General features: G+C 65.3%; 20 protein-coding genes and 1 other RNA gene. 9 read left to right on the top strand and 12 right to left on the bottom strand.

The window, feature by feature from the left end; all coding sequences use genetic code 11:
• Positions 1 to 14: 14 nt before the first annotated feature.
• Positions 15 to 428: RNase P RNA component class A (gene rnpB / locus AB3X96_RS28930), an RNA gene on the top strand.
• A gap of 88 nt (positions 429 to 516) precedes the next feature.
• On the opposite strand, the gene AB3X96_RS28925 is transcribed toward rnpB, so the two are convergent.
• Positions 517 to 939 carry an OsmC family protein gene (locus tag AB3X96_RS28925; protein ID WP_026226035.1) on the bottom strand — a complete coding sequence of 141 codons (423 nt, stop codon included), beginning with the start codon at positions 937 to 939 and terminating at the stop codon, positions 517 to 519.
• A 636-nt stretch (positions 940 to 1575) separates the two neighbouring features.
• Here AB3X96_RS28925 and rplM point away from each other — a divergent pair.
• The 3 genes from rplM (at position 1576) to erpA (ending at position 3008) form a co-directional block, all read left to right on the top strand.
• Positions 1576 to 2004 (top strand): 50S ribosomal protein L13, encoded by a 429-nt coding sequence (rplM, locus tag AB3X96_RS28920; protein ID WP_013090508.1) that lies wholly within the window; start codon positions 1576 to 1578, stop codon positions 2002 to 2004.
• An 11-nt stretch (positions 2005 to 2015) separates the two neighbouring features.
• Positions 2016 to 2408 (top strand): 30S ribosomal protein S9, encoded by a 393-nt coding sequence (gene rpsI, locus AB3X96_RS28915; protein WP_013090507.1) that lies wholly within the window; start codon positions 2016 to 2018, stop codon positions 2406 to 2408.
• A 234-nt stretch (positions 2409 to 2642) separates the two neighbouring features.
• Positions 2643 to 3008: an iron-sulfur cluster insertion protein ErpA gene (gene erpA / locus AB3X96_RS28910; protein ID WP_013090506.1), complete on the top strand. Its 366-nt coding sequence runs from the start codon at positions 2643 to 2645 to the stop codon at positions 3006 to 3008.
• A gap of 121 nt (positions 3009 to 3129) precedes the next feature.
• Here the strand turns inward: erpA and AB3X96_RS28905 are convergent, their stop codons facing one another.
• Complete coding sequence (locus AB3X96_RS28905) at positions 3130 to 4260, bottom strand: anhydro-N-acetylmuramic acid kinase (protein ID WP_368592471.1); 1131 nt, start codon at positions 4258 to 4260, stop codon at positions 3130 to 3132.
• A gap of 179 nt (positions 4261 to 4439) precedes the next feature.
• Here AB3X96_RS28905 and tyrS point away from each other — a divergent pair, with 179 nt between their 5' ends.
• The 3 genes from tyrS to AB3X96_RS28890 all read left to right on the top strand — a co-directional run bounded on the left by tyrS (position 4440) and on the right by AB3X96_RS28890 (position 6922).
• Positions 4440 to 5690: a tyrosine--tRNA ligase gene (gene tyrS, locus AB3X96_RS28900; protein ID WP_368592401.1), complete on the top strand. Its 1251-nt coding sequence runs from the start codon at positions 4440 to 4442 to the stop codon at positions 5688 to 5690.
• A complete protein-coding gene (gene dtd / locus AB3X96_RS28895; protein ID WP_176121816.1) occupies positions 5687 to 6145 on the top strand; it encodes a D-aminoacyl-tRNA deacylase in 459 nt (152 codons plus the stop codon). The genes tyrS and dtd overlap by 4 nt, the downstream gene beginning before the upstream one ends.
• 102 nt (positions 6146 to 6247) lie before the next feature.
• Positions 6248 to 6922, top strand: a complete 675-nt coding sequence (locus tag AB3X96_RS28890) for a histidine phosphatase family protein (protein WP_368592400.1) — start codon at positions 6248 to 6250, stop codon at positions 6920 to 6922.
• 36 nt (positions 6923 to 6958) lie between these two features.
• Here the strand turns inward: AB3X96_RS28890 and AB3X96_RS28885 are convergent, their stop codons facing one another.
• From AB3X96_RS28885 to ruvC, 4 genes are all read right to left on the bottom strand, one after another.
• Positions 6959 to 7933 (bottom strand): oxygenase MpaB family protein, encoded by a 975-nt coding sequence (locus AB3X96_RS28885; protein WP_368592399.1) that lies wholly within the window; start codon positions 7931 to 7933, stop codon positions 6959 to 6961.
• A 23-nt stretch (positions 7934 to 7956) separates the two neighbouring features.
• Entirely contained in the window at positions 7957 to 9018 is a 1062-nt protein-coding gene (gene ruvB / locus AB3X96_RS28880; protein ID WP_013090500.1) for a Holliday junction branch migration DNA helicase RuvB, read from the bottom strand.
• Between the two features lie 30 nt (positions 9019 to 9048).
• Positions 9049 to 9630 carry a Holliday junction branch migration protein RuvA gene (ruvA, locus tag AB3X96_RS28875; RefSeq protein ID WP_018421776.1) on the bottom strand — a complete coding sequence of 194 codons (582 nt, stop codon included), beginning with the start codon at positions 9628 to 9630 and terminating at the stop codon, positions 9049 to 9051.
• Positions 9631 to 9718: 88 nt separating this feature from the next.
• Positions 9719 to 10261: a crossover junction endodeoxyribonuclease RuvC gene (ruvC, locus tag AB3X96_RS28870; RefSeq protein ID WP_008919621.1), complete on the bottom strand. Its 543-nt coding sequence runs from the start codon at positions 10259 to 10261 to the stop codon at positions 9719 to 9721.
• A 131-nt stretch (positions 10262 to 10392) separates the two neighbouring features.
• On the opposite strand from ruvC, the gene AB3X96_RS28865 reads away from it, so the two are divergent.
• Entirely contained in the window at positions 10393 to 10632 is a 240-nt protein-coding gene (locus tag AB3X96_RS28865) for a hypothetical protein (RefSeq protein ID WP_368592398.1), read from the top strand.
• A 74-nt stretch (positions 10633 to 10706) separates the two neighbouring features.
• Here the strand turns inward: AB3X96_RS28865 and purH are convergent, their stop codons facing one another.
• The 5 genes from purH to AB3X96_RS28840 form a co-directional block, all read right to left on the bottom strand.
• Positions 10707 to 12272 (bottom strand): bifunctional phosphoribosylaminoimidazolecarboxamide formyltransferase/IMP cyclohydrolase, encoded by a 1566-nt coding sequence (gene purH, locus AB3X96_RS28860; protein ID WP_368592397.1) that lies wholly within the window; start codon positions 12270 to 12272, stop codon positions 10707 to 10709.
• A gap of 56 nt (positions 12273 to 12328) precedes the next feature.
• Positions 12329 to 12562 (bottom strand): Fis family transcriptional regulator, encoded by a 234-nt coding sequence (locus AB3X96_RS28855; protein ID WP_013090496.1) that lies wholly within the window; start codon positions 12560 to 12562, stop codon positions 12329 to 12331.
• Positions 12559 to 13635 (bottom strand): tRNA dihydrouridine synthase DusB, encoded by a 1077-nt coding sequence (gene dusB, locus AB3X96_RS28850; protein ID WP_368592396.1) that lies wholly within the window; start codon positions 13633 to 13635, stop codon positions 12559 to 12561. Before dusB ends, AB3X96_RS28855 begins: the two co-directional genes overlap by 4 nt.
• Before the next feature lie 186 nt (positions 13636 to 13821).
• Complete coding sequence (locus AB3X96_RS28845; RefSeq protein ID WP_368592395.1) at positions 13822 to 15093, bottom strand: UbiH/UbiF/VisC/COQ6 family ubiquinone biosynthesis hydroxylase; 1272 nt, start codon at positions 15091 to 15093, stop codon at positions 13822 to 13824.
• 6 nt (positions 15094 to 15099) lie between these two features.
• A complete protein-coding gene (locus AB3X96_RS28840) occupies positions 15100 to 16506 on the bottom strand; it encodes an aminopeptidase P N-terminal domain-containing protein (protein ID WP_368592394.1) in 1407 nt (468 codons plus the stop codon).
• Positions 16507 to 16717: 211 nt separating this feature from the next.
• Between AB3X96_RS28840 and AB3X96_RS28835 the strand changes: the two genes are divergently transcribed.
• The gene (locus AB3X96_RS28835) at positions 16718 to 17332 is read left to right on the top strand and encodes a glutathione S-transferase C-terminal domain-containing protein (RefSeq protein ID WP_368592393.1); all 615 of its coding nucleotides are present in this window, start codon (positions 16718 to 16720) and stop codon (positions 17330 to 17332) included.
• 87 nt (positions 17333 to 17419) lie between these two features.
• Here the strand turns inward: AB3X96_RS28835 and lnt are convergent, their stop codons facing one another.
• Positions 17420 to 19177: an apolipoprotein N-acyltransferase gene (lnt, locus tag AB3X96_RS28830; RefSeq protein WP_368592392.1), complete on the bottom strand. Its 1758-nt coding sequence runs from the start codon at positions 19175 to 19177 to the stop codon at positions 17420 to 17422.
• Between the last annotated feature and the right edge of the window lie 91 nt (positions 19178 to 19268).

Here is a 19268-nt window from a genome sequence, read left to right as displayed (position 1 = left end):
AAATCCGCGCCAGCAAAGCAGGCCAGGCAGTCGCGGCCTCGACGGCTTCGGCCAACGAGGGCGAGGAAAGTCCGGACTCCACAGGGCAGGGTGATGGCTAACGGCCATCCGTGGCGACACGCGGAACAGGGCAACAGAAAGCAAACCGCCGATGGCCCGGCGCAAGCCGGGATCAGGTAAGGGTGAAACGGTGCGGTAAGAGCGCACCGCGGCTGTCGCAAGGCAGACCGGCACGGTAACCTCCACCCGGAGCAATTCCAAGTAGGCAGGCGCGCATCTTCGCGATGCAGGACGGGGCCCCCGTCTCGTCTGCGGGTAGGAAGCTTGAGCGCGTCAGTAATGGCGCGCCTAGAGGAATGGCTGCCACGCGCGTCGCGTCTCCGGACGCGGCGTGTGCACAGAATCCGGCTTATCGGCCTGCTTTGCCGCTGAATAAGAAAAGCCGGCGTCCGTTGGGACGCCGGCTCTTTCATTTTGGGGCGCGGATGGCGGCCGTGGCCGCTATCGCTATCTTGCTCAGAGCGCGACGATGTCGAACGAATGCGTGAGCTCGGCGGTCTTCGCGATCATGATCGACGCCGAACAGTATTTGTCATGCGACAGATTGATTGCGCGCTCGACAGTCGCCGGATTCAGATTCTTGCCCGTCACCGTGAAGTGGAAGTGGATCTTCGTGAACACTTTCGGATCTTCGCTTGCGCGCTCGGCCTTCAGCGTCACCGAGCAGCCGGCAATCTCCTGGCGGCTCTTCTTCAGGATCATCACGACGTCGTAGGCGGTGCAGCCGCCGGTGCCAAGCAGCACCATTTCCATCGGACGCGGCGCGAGGTTGCGTCCGCCACCCTCGGGTGCGCCGTCCATCGCGACCAGATGACCGCTGCCCGTCTCGGCCGCGAACGCCATCCCGTCTTGTCCCATCCAGCTTACTTTGCATTCCATGCTGTCACTCCCACCGCGCATCGCTTTGTCGAGACGGCATTGTAGCCCGGTGTCTGACAATTAGCTCAGGCCGACCGCAGTCGGTGTCCATGCACACTGCTTGCTTTCTTGCTGCGGTGCGAAATGGGCCGGCGATTTCCTAGTCCCCCACCCGGTCTAGGGGTTTTAGTCCAGAGGAGATCTGATGCTGTCGGAATTATTTCACCCTTAGTGCTTGATCCAAAAGGAGTTTTGCCAAACCGTAGTGGCACACCGAATCTGCCACATTATGAAAACGCATTTCGCAATGCAAATATTCTTGCGTTGCACAAGGGCGACTCTTATAATCCACCCATCGTTGCAGCAGTTCTGCAACCTCCGCTGTCTCCTCCACCTCCTCCTTTGGTGGATTAAACCCGGACCACTTGTTCGGGTTTTTTTTCGCCTGGCTTCGTCCGCCGTTTTGCCCCGATTTCGGACCGCTTATGGAGAGCGCATCGCACGTTTTGACTTGCGAGTACAAATTCCTTTATAATTCAGGGCTTTTCCGCATCCGCGCCCGCGGAAGAAGAACCAGGGAGAGCCTGCACGCGCCTCGATGCGCAAACTACAAGCAGGAAAGAACACATTGGGCGCAGCAATTTTTTTGGATCGATCATGAAGACGTTTTCCGCAAAAGCCCATGAGGTGACGCGCGAATGGTACGTGATTGACGCGACGGATAAGGTTCTCGGGCGTGTCGCCAGCGAAGTGGCACACCGTCTTCGCGGCAAGCACAAGCCTGAATTCACTCCCCACGTCGACACCGGTGATTTCATCATCGTTATCAACGCTGGCAAGCTGAAGGTCACGGGCAACAAGGTTACCGACAAGAAGTACTACCGTCACTCGGGCTACCCGGGCGGTATCTATGAAACGACGTTCGGCAAGATGCAGGAACGCTTCCCGGGCCGCGCGCTCGAGAAGGCGGTCAAGGGCATGCTGCCGAAGGGCCCGCTCGGCTACGCGATGATCAAGAAGCTGAAGGTCTACGCTGACGCAACGCATCCGCATTCGGCACAACAGCCGAAGGCGCTCGAGATCTAAGGGGAGCCCACATGATCGGTAACTGGAATTACGGCACGGGCCGCCGCAAGAGCGCCGTCGCTCGCGTGTTCATCAAGGCAGGCAAGGGCGACATCGTTGTGAACGGCAAGCCCATCGCCGACTACTTCTCGCGCGAAACGTCGCTGATGATCGTGCGTCAGCCGCTGGAACTCACGAACCACGGCACCACGTTCGACATCAAGGTCAACGTGACCGGTGGCGGTGAAACGGGTCAAGCCGGTGCGGTTCGCCACGGCATCACCCGCGCTCTGATGGACTACGACGCAACGCTGAAGCCGCAACTGTCGAACGCTGGCTTCGTTACGCGTGACGCTCGTGAAGTCGAACGTAAGAAGGTCGGCTTCCACAAGGCACGTCGCCGCAAGCAGTTCTCGAAGCGTTAATCGTTTCGGGCGCAATCCGGGGCTTCACGCCGGTTTGCAGCAAAAGCCGCCAACGCCACGAGCGAAGGCGGCTTTTTTTATGCTTCGCTGGCGTTCGCGGCCTGGTCTCGTTCGCTCAGCGGCAACGGCTCGCCTTGCATCGACCTTGCAACAAGAACCCATTGATTTTGTGGGCATCAGCACGATATCCGGAACAGCCCTACAATATCGGCTAAAGCTTTTTGGAGAGTTCGAATGAACGCAGTCACCGACACCCCCGTGACCGAGATGCCGGCCCCCTTCGTCTTCACCGACGCAGCGGCGGACAAGGTCAAGCAACTGATCGATGAGGAAGGCAACCCGGAGCTCAAACTGCGCGTGTTCGTGCAGGGCGGCGGCTGCTCGGGTTTCCAGTACGGCTTCACGTTTGACGAAGCGATCAACGAAGACGACACCGTGATGAACAAGAGCGGCGTGCAACTTCTGATCGACTCGATGAGCTACCAGTACCTGGTCGGCGCAGAGATCGACTACAAGGATGACATCAACGGCGCGCAGTTCGTCATCAAGAACCCGAACGCAACCACGACCTGCGGTTGCGGTTCGTCGTTTTCGGTCTGAGCGGTAAGGCTCATTAAACCACAGCGAAAACGGGGCCTCGGCCCCGTTTTTTTATTGCTTCCGCGCCACGGAAGCAGCGCGCGACGGCGAAAGGCGTCGGTTTCTTCGCCTTGACCTCTCATCAGCGCGGATAAATCGCCCCCAGAACCCGCTCCGCGGACGCCCCCGTCACGCTTGGCAGACTGCCCGGCAGACGCGCGATGCAGCGCATCGCGAGCCATGCGAACGCGAGCGGTTCAACCTGGCTCGGCGGCACGCCCAGCGCGTCGGTCGTCAACACGGGCACGCCGCTTACGCCGCTGTCTTCGAGCGCCTGCTGCAACGCCTTCATGATCTCCGGATTGCGCGCGCCGCCGCCACACACGTACACGGCCCGCGCGTCGGATGCATGCCGCCCGATCTCGCGCGCAACCGTCACCGCGGTCAGCGCGACGAGCGTCGCCTGTACGTCGGCCGGTGCGAGCGCGGCGAACGGCTCGAGTTTCGCATCGAGCCATGCGGTGTTGAACAGATCGCGGCCGGTGCTCTTGGGCGGCTGTTCGGCGAAGAACGGCTCGTCGAGCAGCGCGTTCAGCAGCTTGCGATCGATCTGGCCGCTCGCCGCGAAATGACCGTTTTCGTCGAATGGCTTGCCAAGATGGCGCTCGGCCCAAGCGTCGAGCAGCGCGTTCGCCGGGCCGCAGTCGAAGCCGCGCACCCCGCCGGTCGCGTTCAGGATCGTGATGTTGCTGATGCCGCCAAGATTGCAGACGACACGCGTTTCGTTCTTCGCCCCGAAGATCGTCGCGTGAAACGCGGGCACGAGCGGCGCGCCCTGGCCGCCCGCCGCGACGTCGCGGCTGCGGAAATCGGCGACCACGTCGATATGCAACATCTCCGCGAGCAGCGCCGGGTTGTTGATCTGCCGCGTATAGCCCTTTTCCGGCCGATGCCGCACGGTCTGCCCGTGCACGCCAATGGCACGGACCTCGTCGGCCGATACGCGGCTATCGCGCAGCAGATCGTGGCAGCACACCGTGTAGCGCGTCGCTAGCGCGTTGGCGGCGAGCGCTTCGCGCTCGATCTCGTTGTCCCCCGGCTGTTGCAGCGCGAACAGCGCCTCGCGGATGCCGGCCGAAAAGCCGACGAACGCCTCGGCCAGCACTTCGGGCGGTTTCCCCGTGGCAAACCGGACGGCGACGCCGTCCACACCGTCCATGCTGGTTCCCGACATCAGTCCGAAATAGATGCCGTCTGCGGGATCTTGCGCCACGTCGCTGCTCCTGTCGATGTTCATTGCGATTCGTTGTAGCAGATTATCGGCGCAAACGCCGTAGGTGACGCGAGCGGCAACGAAATCGCCCGTCGCGCAGCCGCACAGGGCGTGTCAGTGGGCGCGGCGGCGCGCATCTATGGGACAATCCTGTTTTTTCGCGACTTCACGTTTCCAGCATGAGCACCGAGTCCACCCAGCCCAATCCCGCTTCCGCCTTCCCGATCACCGACGAAGTCCGTCACGCGCTCGCCGTGACCAAGCGCGGCGTCGACGAACTGCTGATCGAAGACGAATTCGCGCAAAAGCTCGCGCGCAGCGCGGCGACGGCCACGCCGCTGCGCATCAAGCTCGGGCTCGATCCAACTGCACCCGACATCCACATCGGCCACACGGTCGTGCTGAACAAGATGCGCCAGCTGCAGGACCTCGGCCACACGGTGATTTTCCTGATCGGCGATTTCACGTCGCTGATCGGCGACCCGTCCGGGCGCAACGCGACCCGCCCGCCGCTCACGCGCGAGCAGATCGAATCGAACGCGAAAACCTACTTCGAGCAGGCCGCCCTCGTGCTCGATCGCGGCAAGACCGAGATCCGCTACAACAGCGAATGGTCGATGCCGCTCGGCGCCGACGGCATGATCAAGCTCGCGTCGCGCTACACGGTCGCGCGCATTCTCGAGCGCGAGGACTTCACGAAGCGCTTCCAGGGCGGCGTGCCGATCTCGATCCACGAATTCCTGTACCCGCTGATGCAGGGCTACGACTCGGTCGCGCTGAACGCGGACCTCGAACTCGGCGGCACGGACCAGAAGTTCAACCTGCTGGTCGGTCGCGAGCTGCAGAAGCAGTACGGCCAGGAGCAGCAGTGCATCCTGACGATGCCGCTGCTCGAAGGGCTCGACGGCGTCGAGAAGATGTCGAAGTCGAAGAACAACTACATCGGCATCAGCGAAAAGCCGACCGACATGTTCGGCAAGCTGATGAGCATTTCCGACACGCTGATGTGGCGTTACTTCGAGTTGCTGTCGTTCCGTCCGATGGACGAAATCGCCGGCTTCAAGCGCGAGGCCGAGGCGGGCCGTAACCCGCGCGACTTCAAGGTGATGCTCGGCCAGGAAATCGTTGCGCGTTTCCACTCGCAGGCGGATGCCGAGCGCGCGCTCGAGGACTTCAATCATCGCGCGAAGGGCGGCGTACCCGACGATATTCCGGCCGTGACGCTCGCGGGCGCACCGCTTGCGATCGGCCAGCTGCTGAAGCAGGCGAACCTCGTGCCGTCGACGAGCGAGGCACTGCGCAACATCGAGCAGGGCGGCGTGAAGATCGATGGCACCGCGGTGTCCGACAAAGGCCTGAAGGTCGAAGCGGGCGAGTACGTCGTGCAGGTCGGCAAGCGCCGCTTCGCACGCGTGACGCTGACGGCGTGATCGCGCTGATCCAACGTGTGCGGCGCGCCGAAGTGCGCGTCGCCGATCGGGTAACCGGCGCGATCGACGCCGGCCTGCTCGCGCTCGTCTGCGCGGAGCGCGGCGACACCGAGGCCGTGGCCGACAAGCTGCTCGCCAAGGTGCTCGGCTACCGCGTGTTCAGCGACGCGGCCGGCAAGATGAACCTCTCGGTGCAAAATCTCGACGGCGCAGGGCGCGCGGGCGGCCTGCTGCTGGTGTCCCAGTTCACGCTCGCGGCAGATACCAACAGCGGCCTGCGCCCGAGCTTCACGCCGGCCGCGCCACCCGACGAGGGCAAGCGCCTGTTCGACTACTTCGTCACGGCGGCGCGCGCGAAGCATCCGATCGTCGAGACCGGTGAGTTCGGCGCGGAGATGCAGGTGTCGCTCGTCAACGACGGGCCGGTCACGTTCTGGTTGCAGACCAACGCGTAGAAGAGCGCAAACGGTGCGAGTGCGCAGTCGCGGCATGCGAGCCGCGCCGCCGCTTTTTGCGACAATAGCCGTGGACACAACCGCGAACGGCACCTCTCTCTCATGACGACGCAGATCCTGTTTATCCGGCACGGCGAGACCGACTGGAACCGCATCAAGCGCATTCAAGGCCACATCGACATTCCGCTCGCGACGACCGGCATCGCGCAGGCGCAACGTCTCGCGCAGCGCCTCGCCGCCGAGGCGAAGCAGGGCGCGCGGCTCGACGCGATCTATTCGAGCGACCTGCAGCGCGCGCAGCAGACCGCGCAGCCGATCGGCGAGGCGCTCGACCTGCCGCTGCAATCGCGCGAGAACTTGCGCGAGCGCTCGTACGGCGCGTTCCAGGGCCATGACAGCGACGAGATCGCGCTACGTTTCCCCGACGAATACGCGCAGTGGCAAACCCGTGATCCCGGCTTCGCGCCGCCCGGGGGCGAGTCGCACCGCGTGTTCTACCACCGCATCATGCACGCGATCGAGCCGCTCGTCGCCGCGCATCCGGGTGGGCGCATCGTGTGTGTCACGCATGGCGGCGTGCTCGACTGCGTGCACCGCTTTGCAACCAGTTTGCCGCTCGACGCACCGCGCAATTACCCGTTGCTGAACACCAGCCTGAACGTCGTGGATTACGGGAACGATCGCGCGACGATCGTGACGTGGGCGGACGTATCGCATCTCGAAGCCGGCAGCGCCGACGATGACGGTTTCAGGAAGGGACCGGAGTCGAAGCGGTAAGCCGAAGCCGACAATGGCCCGGCTCGCGCGGCGCGATCAATCCTGCCGCCGCACCGCCGCCGCGCGCCGCCGGGCCCGCTTCGATACGCCATTGATCAACGCCCAGCGGATTACCGGCGCGACGACCCGCACGCCAGGCCGTGCGAGAGTTCGACGCAGCACCGCGTAGCGCTTCAAATCGAGCATCGACTGCGCCCAGTCGGGCAACAAATCGACGCCCGCGTTGAGCATCAGCGTGCCGGCGGGCCGCATCGCGAAGCTCGGTGCCGGCGCGTTCATCAGAATCCTGACGACTTCGCGCGTGCGCTCGCTGGCGACGAGGGCGGGCCGCATCGCCAGCAGGTACGCTTCGATCTCGGCGCGAGAGCGCGGAATGTCGATGGCGCCGAGCATTTCCGCGATGCGCGCAGTTTCCGCGAAGTATTGATCCTGCGCGGTGACGGACAGCACCGGATTCACATAGCGCAGATGAGCGGTCATGAAGCTCGACACCTCCGCGACGTGCACCCACGTCAGCAGCGCGGGCTCACTTGCGCGATACGACTGGCCGTCCGGTGCGACGCCGGTCACGTCGAGATGAATGCCCTTCACACGCTCGATCAACGCGAGCGCATCGCTCTTGCTGCCATACGTCGTGCCGGCGATGAACGTCGCCGTGCGGCGCAGCCGGCCCAGAATGTCGGTACGAAAGCTCGAGTGGTCCCAGACGCCCGCGAGCGCGAGCGGATGCAGCGCCTGCAGCAGCAGCGCGCTGATGCCGCCTGCCATCATCGACGTGAAGTCGGCGTGGACTTTCCAGCAGACGGAGTTCGGCCCGAACAGGCCGGGGTCGCCCGGCGGCGATGAGTAGTCGAGCATCGGTCCGCTACCGGTCGTCAGATGGGTGACGCCCGCGGCGAGTTTCGAGCGCAGGCGGTGGGTGAGGCGCGCCGCGAAATTGCCGGACGGGTCGCCGGCGGGATTGACGGGTAAACGGTTGGAAGGGCCGGGTTGCTGGGTCTGATCGGACATCCTGGTCGGCCTCGTCGTCTGACTCAGTTCGTTGAATTCCACAGACCCGGCAGCGCGCTCGACGAATCCGGCGCGGCCAGCCCGAAGTGCCTATACGTGAGCAGCGTGGCGACGCGGCCGCGCGGCGTGCGCTGCAGGAAGCCCTGCTGGATCAGATACGGCTCGAGCACGTCTTCGATCGTGTCGCGCTCCTCGCCGATCGCCGCCGCGAGATTGTCGACACCGACCGGGCCGCCGTCGAACTTGTACAGGATCGCTTCGAGCAGCTTGCGGTCCATCAGGTCGAAGCCGACCGCGTCGACGTCGAGCATGCTGAGCGCGGCGTCGGCCACCTGCGCGGTGATGTTGCCGTCGGCCTTCACTTCGGCGAAGTCGCGCACGCGCCGCAGCAGGCGGTTCGCGATACGCGGCGTGCCGCGCGCGCGACGGGCGATTTCGAAGGCACCGTCCGGATGGATCTGCGCGCCGAGCAGCGCGGCCGAACGCGTGACGATGCGCGCGAGCTCCTCGGCGTTGTAGAACTCGAGTCGCGCGACGATGCCGAAGCGGTCGCGCAGCGGATTGGTCAGCATGCCCGCGCGCGTGGTCGCGCCGACCAGCGTGAACGGCTGCAGATCGAGCTTCACGCTGCGCGCGGCCGGCCCTTCGCCGATCATGATGTCGATCTGATAATCCTCGAGCGCCGGATAGAGGATTTCCTCGACGACCGGCGAGAGCCGGTGGATTTCGTCGATGAACAGCACGTCGTTGGCTTCGAGATTGGTGAGCAGCGCGGCGAGGTCGCCGGCGCGTTCGAGCACGGGCCCCGACGTTTGCCGCAGATTGACGCCCATCTCGCGCGCGATGATGTGTGCGAGCGTGGTCTTGCCGAGGCCAGGCGGGCCGAACAGCAGCACGTGGTCGAGCGATTCGGAACGGCGCTTCGCGGCCTCGATGAAGATTTCGAGCTGACCGCGCACTTTCTCCTGCCCGACATATTCGTCGAGCTGACGCGGGCGCAGCGCGCGCTCGAACGCTTCTTCGTTCGGCGACACGGGCGTGGCCGCGATGATGCGCTCGGCGGCGAGTTTGTCGGTTTCGATCATGCGGTCATTGTACCGCGCGCGGATCGCGCATCAGCCCTTCGAGAGCGCCTTCAGCGCGAGCTTGATGCCCTCGGACACGCCCGTGCCGGCCGGCACGTTCTTGATCGCCGCGAGCGCTTCTTTTTCCGAGTAGCCGAGCGCGAGCAGCGCATTGAGGATGTCCGAAGCATGGTCGGATGGCGACGCGGCGCCCGCCATCGCACCGAGGTCGGCGCCGAGCTTGCCCTTCAGTTCGAGCAGCAGCCGCTCGGCGGTCTTCTTGCCGATGCCCGGCACGCGCGTGAGGCGCGCGGCGTCCTGCATCGTGACGGTCTGCGCGAGCTCCGCGACGCTCATGCCTGACAGCACCGCGAGTGCCATGCGCGCGCCGATGCCGGAAATCTTCAGCAGCTCGCGGAAGGTCGCGCGTTCCTGCGCGGTGCCGAAGCCGTACAGCAGATGCGCGTCTTCGCGCACGATCATCTGGGTGAGCAGCACGATGCGCTCGCCGGTCGACGGCAGGTTGTAGAACGTGCTCATCGGCACGTCCACTTCATAGCCGACGCCGTTGCAGTCGACGAGCAGATGCGGCGGGTTTTTTTCCAGCAGAACGCCGGCGATGCGACCGATCATGGCGGATTAATTTTCAGAGTCGGATGGGAATGCGCGAGTGTAGCGCAGCGGATCGGCGGCGCGAACGGCATCGCGTGTCTACGTTGCGCTAGCCGACCAGACGCCCGCGCCGCACCCGCAGACCCTTCTTCGCGAGCGCCGGTGCGATGCCGCCTAGCGTGCTTAGCGTCGAGCCGCCGTGCGCATGGCAGATGGCCATGCCGAGCGCGTCGGCGGCGTCGGTGCCCGGCACGCCCGACAGGCTCAAGAGCCGCACGACCATCTGCTGCATCTGCTCCTTGGTCGCGCGGCCATAGCCGACCACTGACTGCTTCAGCTGCAGCGCGGTGTATTCGGCGACCGGTACGCCGCCCGCGACGAGCCCGCAGATCGCGGCGCCGCGCGCCTGGCCGAGCAGCAGCGTCGACTGCGGATTGACGTTGACGAAGACTTTTTCGATCGCCGCCTGATCCGGCGCGTGCTCGCGGATCAGCGTCGAGATGCCTGCGAAGATGGTGCCGAGCCGCGACGGCAGATCGGCGTCGGCGGTGCGGATCACGCCGCTCGCGACGTAGCGCAGTGTGTGGCCGTGTTGTTCGATCACGCCGAAGCCGGTCACGCGCAGGCCGGGGTCGATGCCGAGAATTCTCATGAAGTGCCGCACAAGCGATAAAAACCAGGTGCCTGCGATACTACAACGAACGCGGCGTGCGGCGGACCGCTGGCAGCATGCCTGGCGGAATAAAAGCTGCTAAAGGCTTTGCACGAGGAGGGCGATCGGGAATGGAGCGCTACCGCAATCTCAGCCGCGACTCGGGCGTCGACGCCTATGAAATCGGCGACGATTTCATCAAAGTGCGCTTTCGGCCGGGTGTCGTGTATTGGTACACAGAGGCAAGTGTCGGCGCCGAGCATCTCGCGGTGCTGAAGCGTCTCGCGCGGCGCGGCCAGGGTTTGGGCACGTACATCAGCCAGCATCCGCAAGTGCGGGACGGTTACGCGCGCAAAGATCCGGACGATTGAACGCGTCGCCGCAAAACGAAAGGCCCGGCGGGACAACCCGCCGGGCCTTTTTTCAGCTATCGAACTTCAGCCGATCAATGACGGAAGTGACGCACGCCCGTCAGCACCATCGCGATGTTGTGCTCGTCGGCGGCCATGACCACTTCGTCGTCGCGCACCGAGCCACCCGGCTGGATCACGCAGGTCGCGCCTGCAGCGACCACGACGTCGAGACCGTCGCGGAACGGGAAGAACGCGTCCGATGCGACCGCCGAACCGGCCAGCGTCAGACCGGCGTTCTGCGCCTTGATGCTCGCGATACGCGCCGAGTCCACGCGGCTCATCTGACCCGCGCCGACGCCGAGCGTCATGCCGTTCGCGCAGAACACGATCGCGTTCGACTTCACGTACTTCGCGACACGCCATGCGAACAGCAGGTCGTCCATTTCCTTCGGCGTCGGATGACGCTTCGTGACGACGCGCAACTCGCGCGGCTGCACGTTCTTCGAGTCGAGCGACTGCACCAGCAGGCCGCCACCGACGCGCTTCAGATCGAAAGTGTTGTGGCCTTCGCCCAGCGCGATTTCGAGCAGACGCACGTTCTGCTTCGCCGCGAATACCTGACGCGCTTCGGCGCTGAACGACGGCGCGATCAGCACTTCGACGAACTGCTTCGCAACGGCTTGCGCGGCCGCTTCGTCGACTTCACGGTTGAACGCGATGATGCCGCCGAACGCCGAGGTCGGGTCGGTCTGGAACGCCTTCGAGTACGCTTCGTGCGCGTTCGCGCCCACCGCGACGCCGCACGGATTCGCGTGCTTGACGATCACGCAGGCCGGCACGTCGAAGGTCTTCACGCATTCCCACGCCGCGTCGGAGTCGGCGATGTTGTTGTACGACAGTTCCTTGCCCTGCAACTGGTTGTAGTTCGCGAGCGCGCCGTCCGGCACGGTCAGGTCGCGGTAGAACGCCGCGTTCTGGTGCGGGTTTTCGCCGTAGCGCAGGTCCTGCACCTTGTTGAACGCCATGTTTAAGGTGGCCGGGTACTCGTTGCGCGACGAGTGCTGCAACTCGTCGGTCAGGCTCGTCAGGTAGTTCGTGATCGCGCCGTCGTACTGCGCGGTGTGTGCGTACACCTTGGTCGCGAGACGGAAGTTCGTCTTGTACGACACCGTGTTGCCGTTCGCGCGCATTTCGTCGAGCACGACCGCGTAGTCGGCCGGATCGACCACCACCGTCACGTCACGATGATTCTTCGCGGCCGAGCGCAGCATCGTCGGGCCGCCGATGTCGATGTTCTCGATCGCGTCTTCGAGCGAGCACTCTTCCTTCGACACGGTCTGCACGAACGGGTACAGGTTCACGACCAGCAGGTCGATGGTCGGAATGTCGTGCTTCTCGAGCGCGGCCATATGCTCGGGCAGATCGCGGCGCGCGAGGATGCCGCCGTGCACCTTCGGATGCAGCGTTTTCACGCGCCCGTCGAGCATTTCCGGGAAGCCCGTGTAGTCGGCGACTTCGGTGACGGACAGGCCCGCGTCCGCGAGCAGTTTCGCGGTGCCGCCGGTCGACAGGATCTTGATGCCGAGGTCCGACAGCGATTTGGCGAAGTCGACGATGCCGGACTTGTCGGAAACGGAGATGAGCGCTTGCTTGATCATGATGAAGACGAAAAGCCGAAGGGGAAACGTGGCAGGGCGCGAGAAACTACAACGCGCTACAGCAAACCGTGTTGTTGCAGCTTCTTGCGCAGCGTATTGCGGTTGATGCCGAGATACTCGGCGGCCAGCGACTGGTTACCGTTGGCCTGCTCGAGCACCACTTCGAGCAAGGGTTTTTCCACGCATGAAATGACCATGTCGTAGACGTCGTGCGGATTGGAGCCGTCGAGATCCTGGAAATACACATCCAGGCTGTCGCGGACGGATTGTTCGATGTTGTTCTTGCTCATGCTGCTAGTCGGTCGGTGTTGTCCTCGCCCTGGCTGTCGAGCCCGGGGTTGCCGGGCGCTTCGTCGACGTAGACGAGGCGGTCTGAGATCGCCTTTTGCGCGTCAAAGAACTCGTTGACGGCGAGGAGTTGTTCGCGCGTGGTGTCCAGCGTATTCATGCGATGCCGGAACAGGTTGGCGCCGGAAAGGCCGCGAGTGTACCAGCCGATGTGCTTGCGCGCAGTGCGGACACCGGTAAATTCCCCGTAAAAAGCGTAGTGATCTTCGAGATGTTCGTTCATCACCTGCTGGATTTCGTCGATGCGCGGCGGCGGCAGCAACTCGCCCGTTTGCAGGAAATGTTCGATCTCGCGGAACAGCCACGGACGACCCTGCGCGGCCCGCCCGATCATGATCGCGTCCGCGCCGGTCGCGGCCAACACCTCGCGCGCCTTTTGCGGCGACGTGATGTCGCCGTTCGCGACGACCGGAATGTTGACCGCCGCTTTCACGGCGGCGATGGTTTCGTACTCGGCGTCGCCGTGGTACAGGTCGGCGCGCGTGCGGCCGTGCACGGTCAGCATCGAAATGCCCGCGGCTTGTGCGAGACGCGCGACGTTCAGCGCATTCTTGTTCTCGCGATTCCAGCCGGTGCGGATTTTCAGCGTGACGGGTACCGCGTCGGGCCCGACGCCAACCGCGCTTACGACGGCCTCGACAATGCGCTGCACGAGCGGTTCGTTCTGCAGCAGCGCCGAGCCGGCTGCCACGTTGCAAACCTTCTTGGCCGGGCAGCCCATGTTGATGTCGATGATCTGCGCACCGTTCGCGACGTTGTAGCGGGCGGCCTCGGCCATCATGTCCGGGTCGGCGCCAGCGATCTGCACCGCGATCGGCTCGACCTCGCCTTCGTGATTCGCGCGGCGCATGGTCTTTTCGCTTTTCCACAACTGAGCATTCGACGCGACCATTTCCGAGACCGCGTAGCCCGCGCCGAGCCGTTTGCACAACTGGCGGAACGGCCGGTCGGTCACGCCGGCCATCGGGGCGACGAACAGGTTATTGCGCAGAATGTGGGGGCCGAGAGTGGGCATGACGTGAGCGTGCGCCGACGTCGGGTCAGATTTGACAATCGTGACGGCCGGCGCAGCGCGAAATGCGAGGGAAAACCATCATTTTAGCGTTAACGGGTTGCCGGGACTCGCGAACCGGGTCTCGTAACCTGTTAAATCTTCTATGAAAGTCGCGCGGCTCATAGAGCCGCGCGGCGTTTTGCGTCCCTAGCGGCGCTGGCCGAACATCATCTGGCGGGCGAGCGCGGTTTTCACCGGCGGGACGAATTCGAGTGCGGTCAGCGCGAGGCCGCGCAGTACCGCGAGCGGCGCGAAGTCGATGGTAAACAGGCGCGCGAGCGTGTCGGTCGAACCGATCGTCAGGCGCCGGTCGAGCGCGCGGCGCTGCGCGAAAGTGGCGAGCGCGAGCGGTGTCGGGCCCTCGGCCGACAGCGCATCGGCGAGAGCGTGCGCGTCTCGCAGGCCCAGGTTGAGGCCTTGGCCCGCCACCGGATGCAAGGTCTGCGCCGCATTGCCGATCGCGACGATGTGGCCGTTCACGAGCGTTTCGACCGTGTTGAGACCGAGCGGAAACGACGCACGGCCCTTGATGCGCGTAAAGCGGCCCATGCGATCGCCGAACGCCGCATCGAGCTCGCGCAGGAACGCTTCGTCGGAGAGCTGAGCGCGGCGCGCGGCTTCGTCGGGCGCACAGCACCAGACGAGCGCGTAGTCGGCGCCGCGCACGCCGCCCATCGGCAACAGCGCGATCGGGCCTTGCGACGTGAAGCGCTCCCATGCGACGTGCGGCTGCGGTGCCGACACGGTGACCGTGCCGACCAACGCGGTCTGGCCGTAGTCGCGCGAGCCGGCGTGATTTCTACCGATGCTGCGTGCGCCGGCGTCTTCGTCCGTGGCGCGGCTCGGGTTTTTCGCGTGCTTCTGGTCGCCGAACAGGCCGCCCTCGGCGTTCACCAGAATCCGCGTGCGCAACTGGCGCGCGACGCCCGCGGTTTCGATCGGCAGCGTGACGCCGTCGAGCTCCTGAACCGGCGCACCGGCTGAGGTCGAGCGGAACCAATGGACCGGCGTCGCGTGCACGGCGTCGGCGAGGCCATGCACGATCGAGCCGTAACGCAGCACGTAGCCGAGCGCGGGCAGGCCGTGCTCGCGATGATCGATCAGCGTGCGGCCGAAATGACCGCGCTGCGACACGTGGATGCGCTCGATCGCGGTGGCGTCGGCCGGCCAGCGCAGCGGCTCGAGGATCATCCGGCTGCCGTGCGAGACCGCGATCGCGCGCGGATCGGCGATCGAGTCTTCCGGCTCGCGCGCGTCGACGAGCGCGATCTTCAGCTCGCGCGTCACGCTGCGGCGCGCGAGCCAGCCGGCGAGCGCGAGGCCGACCGGACCGGCGCCGACGATCGTCACATCGAAATCGAACCCTTGCTGGTGGGAGGCGGGCCTCAAGATCACCACCGATGGAGACGCTTCATTCATCGCCGATCAGGTCCTCTGTTGATGAGCCGCTCGTGCTTCCTGCATCAGCGCCTCGATCTCGTCGGCGGCGACCGGCACGTCGCGCGTGATCAGCTCGCAGCCGGTCGGCGTGACGATCGCGTCGTCCTCGATGCGGATGCCGATGTTCCAGTAGCGCTCGGGCACACCTTCGGCCGGGCGCACGTACAGGCCCGGCTCGACCGTCAGCGTCATCGACGCGCGCAGCGTGCGCCACGGCAGCGCGCCCGCTTCGTCGCGCGGCGCGCCGCGCTCGCGGTAGTCGCCGCAGTCGTGCACGTCCATGCCGAGCCAGTGGCCGGTGCGATGCATGTAGAACGGCGCGTAGGCGCGCTCGGCGATCACGTCGTCGACCGATGTGAACTTCGCGCGCGGCACGATGCCGGTGTCGAGCAGCCCCTGCGACAGCACGCGCAGCGCTGCCTGATGCGGATCGTCGAAGCTCGCGCCGGCGCGCGTCGCATCGACGGCGGCCTGCTGCGCGGCCAGCACGATGTCGTACAGCTCGCGCTGCGCCGGCGTGAACCGGCCGCTCGCCGGGAACGTGCGCGTGATGTCGGACGCATAGCCGTCGAGTTCGCAGGCCGCGTCGATCAGGATCAGGTCGCCGTCGCGCGCGATCGCGTTGCCGGCGGGGTAGTGGAGCACGCACGCGTTCGCGCCGGCCGCGACGATCGACGTATAGGCCGGCGCCTGCGCGCCGAACTTGCGAAACGTATAGAGCAGTTCGGCCTCGAGCTCGTACTCGCGGATACCGGGCCGGCACGCGGCCATCGCGCGACGGTGCGCGGCCGCCGAAATCTGGCCGGCGCGGCGCATGATCGCGAGCTCGTGGTCGTCCTTGACGAGCCGCATCTCGTCGAGCAATGTCAGCAGGTCGCGCGCGGCCGTGGGCGCGACGGTGCCGCTGCGGCTTTGCGCGCGCACCGCGTCGAGCCAGCCGCGCACCTGCTCGTCCAGATGCGCCGAGGTGCCGAACGCGTAGTGCAGCGCCGGCTTGTCGGCGATGATGCGCGGCAACTGCGTGCCGAGTTCACCGATCGGGAACGCGGCGTCGAGCCCGAATGCTTCGCGCGCGCCGTCGGGGCCGAAGCGGAAGCCTTCCCACGTTTCGCCCTCGAGGCTCTTCTCGCGGCAGAACAGCACCGACGCGGGCGCGCCGGGCGCAGCGCTGGCATCGAGCACCAGCAGCGCTTCGGGCTCGGTGAAGCCGGTCAGATAATAGAAGTAGCTGTCGTGGCGGTACGGATAGTCAGTATCGCGGTTGCGCAGCGCTTCCGGCGCGGTCGGGACGATGGCGACGCCGCCGCCCGCGGCGCGCAGCGCGGCGAGAACGCGCTCGCGGCGCGTGCGGTAGACGTCGATGGCGATGGTGGGTTCGGTCGGCTGGTTCATCGTGCGATTGTAGCGCCGCGTGTCTCCTGGCCCCATTCTCCGCGCACGACATCGACTCCCTTTGTGCGGATTCCGACGGCGCGGCGGCCGCCGTCATGTTGCAATCCGTCCACAGCGGCTCGGCGGGCAGTTCGCGAAGATGCCGCCAGCACGTTCGCGGAAGCCTTAGACCACTTATACTTTCGCCGGATTCAGAAAAAGGCAGAAGGTCATGATGAAACTCATCGGTTCGTTCGGCAGCCCGTATGTGCGTAAAGCGCGCATCGTGCTCGCCGACAAGAAGATCGACTACGAACTGGTGCCCGAGAACGTCTGGGCGCCGGATACCCGGATTCACACCTTCAACCCCCTCGGCAAGGTGCCGTGCCTCGTGATGGAAGACGGCGAAGCCGTGTTCGATTCACGCGTGATCTGCGAATACGTCGATACGCTGTCGCCGGTGGGCAAGCTGATTCCGCCGTCCGGGCGCGAGCGCATCGAAGTGCGCTGCTGGGAGGCGCTCGCCGACGGCGTGCTCGACGCGGCCGTGCTGATCCGGCTCGAAAGCACGCAGCGCGCGCCCGAGCAGCGCGTGGACGCATGGGTCGCGCGGCAGCAGCGCAAGATCGACGAAGCGCTGATCGCGATGTCGCGGGGGCTTGGCAGCAAGCCGTGGTGCGCGAGCAATCACTACACGCTGGCCGACATCGCGATGGGCTGTGCGCTCGGCTATCTGGACTTCCGTATGCCGGAACTGAACTGGCGCGAAGCGCATCCGAACCTCGACAAGCACTTCCAGAAGCTGTCGCAGCGGCAGTCGTTCATCGATACGGCGCCGAAGGATTGATGAAGCTCGAATGAGCATAAAAAAATGCGCCTGCATGTCAGGCGCATTTTTTTTGCGGGCGGTGTTCGTTTGACGTGGGCGCCGGCGTTACCGCTTGCCGTTGCGCCGCCGCGCGATCCCCGGTCCGAACGCGAAACCGATCGCGAGCAGCAGCACCGACACCGCGAGCACCGTGTTGTTGCCGCTCGTCACGTAAGGTGTGTTGCCGGCGGTGCCTTGCACGTTGACGTCGAGTGAGCCGACCGTGTATGGCGTCAGGCGCCCGATCACGCGGCCGCTCGCGTCGATTGCGGCGGTCATGCCGGTGTTGGTTGCGCGCAGCATCGGCCTGCCGGTTTCGAGCGAGCGCATGCGCGCGATCTGCAGATGCTGGTCGAGCGCGATCGTGTCGCCGAACCACGCGAGATTGGTCGAGTTGATCAGCACGCCGGCGGGCGTGGCGTTCTCGCGCAGCGTGCGCGCGATTTCCTCGCCGAAGATGTCCTCGTAGCAGATGTTCACCGCGACCGGCTGGTTATGCACCATGAACGGCTTTTGCACAGGCGGGCCACGGAAGAAGTCGCCGAGCGGTATGTTCATCAGGTTCACGAACCAGCGGAAGCCCCACGGCACGAATTCGCCGAACGGCACCAGATGGTGCTTGTCGTAGCGATAGATTTCGTGCGAGCCGGGCGTCACGCCGAACAGGCTGTTGGTGTAGTCGACCACCCGGCCGTCCGGCGTGATCGTGCCGCCGATCGCGCCGAACAGCAGCGAGCTGCCGGTCGAATCGGTGAATTGGCGGATCGCAGCCGCGAAGTTCGGCGGCAGCTGCTGCGCGAGCACGGGGATCGCGGTTTCCGGCGTGACGATCAGATCGGCCGGCTTCGACGTGATCATTTTCTGATACTCGTCGACCGCCGCGCGCAAGCCGGCTTCCTCGAATTTCATCTCCTGCTTCACGTTGCCTTGCAGCAGGCGCACCGTCAGCGGCGCATTGGCGGGTGTCGTCCACTGCACGAGCGGCAGCAGCAGGCCGATCACGAGCAGCGCGAGCGCGACGCAGGCTGGCACGGCGATGGCGGCAACGCGCGTGCCGCGGCCGCGCGCGGCGCGGTTGTCGACGTCACCAGCGGCGCTGGCGTTCGGCTCGCGCGATTCATTGGCATGCCCGGGGCGCCACGACGGCAGCAGCGCCAGCAATGCCTGCACGATCAACGCGGCCGTCAGCGCGACCATCCAGCCGACGCCATATACGCCGACCACGGGCGCAAACCCCGCCAACGGGCCGTCGACTTGCGCGTAACCGGTGGCGAGCCACGGAAAGCCGGTGAACACCGTGCCGCGCAGCCATTCGCCGATCGCCCACGCGCTGGCAAAAGCCAGCGCGCCGTGCCAGGTCGGCGAGAATGGCGCGCGGTCGTCGGCCGCGCCGTTGCGCGCATGGCCCGCGCAGGACGACCATATCGCCGCGGCGAGCGCCGGATAGAGGGCGAGATACAGCGAGAACAGCACGAGCGCCATGCCGGCGAGTGGCGCCGGCATGCCGCCGTAGTAGTGCATGCTCACATACAGCCACCAGACCCCGCTCACGAAGTTGCCGAAGCCGAACGCGCCGCCCGTCAGCGCGGCGCTTTTCCAGCCGGTGCTGCGCGTGAGCCACCCGAAGAAGAACACGAAGATCGCGAGTTGCAGCCAGCCGCCATGCGGCGTCGGCGCGAACGACAGCGTATTGGCCGCGCCCGCGGCCAGTGCGACGAGGTAGTGCCAGCGCGGCAGCGCGCGGCTGCGCGTGACGTCGTCGGTGGCAGCGGGGGCGGGAGCGCTCACGCCGCGGTGCGAACGGGAAGTGATCGGGTCGGCCATTATTGCGCGGTCGGCGTCGGAAGTTGAAAGGGTAAATCAGCAGGCAAACGAGTAGGCCACATGCGCCCGCAATAACAACGCGCGGGCGCTC

This window comes from Paraburkholderia sp. BR13439, assembly GCF_040948805.1.
In the GTDB taxonomy this organism is placed as follows: domain Bacteria; phylum Pseudomonadota; class Gammaproteobacteria; order Burkholderiales; family Burkholderiaceae; genus Paraburkholderia; species Paraburkholderia youngii.
This window is presented reverse-complemented; position numbering and strand designations above follow the sequence as displayed.

Bases quoted from the DNA above. Each gene is read 5' to 3' on its own strand.
- AB3X96_RS28925 (WP_026226035.1), bottom strand. From the start codon at position 939: ATGGAATGCAAAGTAAGCTGGATGGGACAAGACGGGATGGCGTTCGCG.
- rplM (WP_013090508.1), top strand. From the start codon at position 1,576: ATGAAGACGTTTTCCGCAAAAGCCCATGAGGTGACGCGCGAATGGTAC.
- rpsI (WP_013090507.1), top strand. From the start codon at position 2,016: ATGATCGGTAACTGGAATTACGGCACGGGCCGCCGCAAGAGCGCCGTC.
- erpA (WP_013090506.1), top strand. From the start codon at position 2,643: ATGAACGCAGTCACCGACACCCCCGTGACCGAGATGCCGGCCCCCTTC.
- tyrS (WP_368592401.1), top strand. From the start codon at position 4,440: ATGAGCACCGAGTCCACCCAGCCCAATCCCGCTTCCGCCTTCCCGATC.
- AB3X96_RS28890 (WP_368592400.1), top strand. From the start codon at position 6,248: ATGACGACGCAGATCCTGTTTATCCGGCACGGCGAGACCGACTGGAAC.
- AB3X96_RS28885 (WP_368592399.1), bottom strand. From the start codon at position 7,933: ATGTCCGATCAGACCCAGCAACCCGGCCCTTCCAACCGTTTACCCGTC.
- ruvB (WP_013090500.1), bottom strand. From the start codon at position 9,018: ATGATCGAAACCGACAAACTCGCCGCCGAGCGCATCATCGCGGCCACG.
- ruvA (WP_018421776.1), bottom strand. From the start codon at position 9,630: ATGATCGGTCGCATCGCCGGCGTTCTGCTGGAAAAAAACCCGCCGCAT.
- ruvC (WP_008919621.1), bottom strand. From the start codon at position 10,261: ATGAGAATTCTCGGCATCGACCCCGGCCTGCGCGTGACCGGCTTCGGC.
- AB3X96_RS28865 (WP_368592398.1), top strand. From the start codon at position 10,393: ATGGAGCGCTACCGCAATCTCAGCCGCGACTCGGGCGTCGACGCCTAT.
- purH (WP_368592397.1), bottom strand. From the start codon at position 12,272: ATGATCAAGCAAGCGCTCATCTCCGTTTCCGACAAGTCCGGCATCGTC.
- AB3X96_RS28855 (WP_013090496.1), bottom strand. From the start codon at position 12,562: ATGAGCAAGAACAACATCGAACAATCCGTCCGCGACAGCCTGGATGTG.
- dusB (WP_368592396.1), bottom strand. From the start codon at position 13,635: ATGCCCACTCTCGGCCCCCACATTCTGCGCAATAACCTGTTCGTCGCC.
- AB3X96_RS28845 (WP_368592395.1), bottom strand. From the start codon at position 15,093: ATGAATGAAGCGTCTCCATCGGTGGTGATCTTGAGGCCCGCCTCCCAC.
- AB3X96_RS28840 (WP_368592394.1), bottom strand. From the start codon at position 16,506: ATGAACCAGCCGACCGAACCCACCATCGCCATCGACGTCTACCGCACG.
- AB3X96_RS28835 (WP_368592393.1), top strand. From the start codon at position 16,718: ATGATGAAACTCATCGGTTCGTTCGGCAGCCCGTATGTGCGTAAAGCG.
- lnt (WP_368592392.1), bottom strand. From the start codon at position 19,177: ATGGCCGACCCGATCACTTCCCGTTCGCACCGCGGCGTGAGCGCTCCC.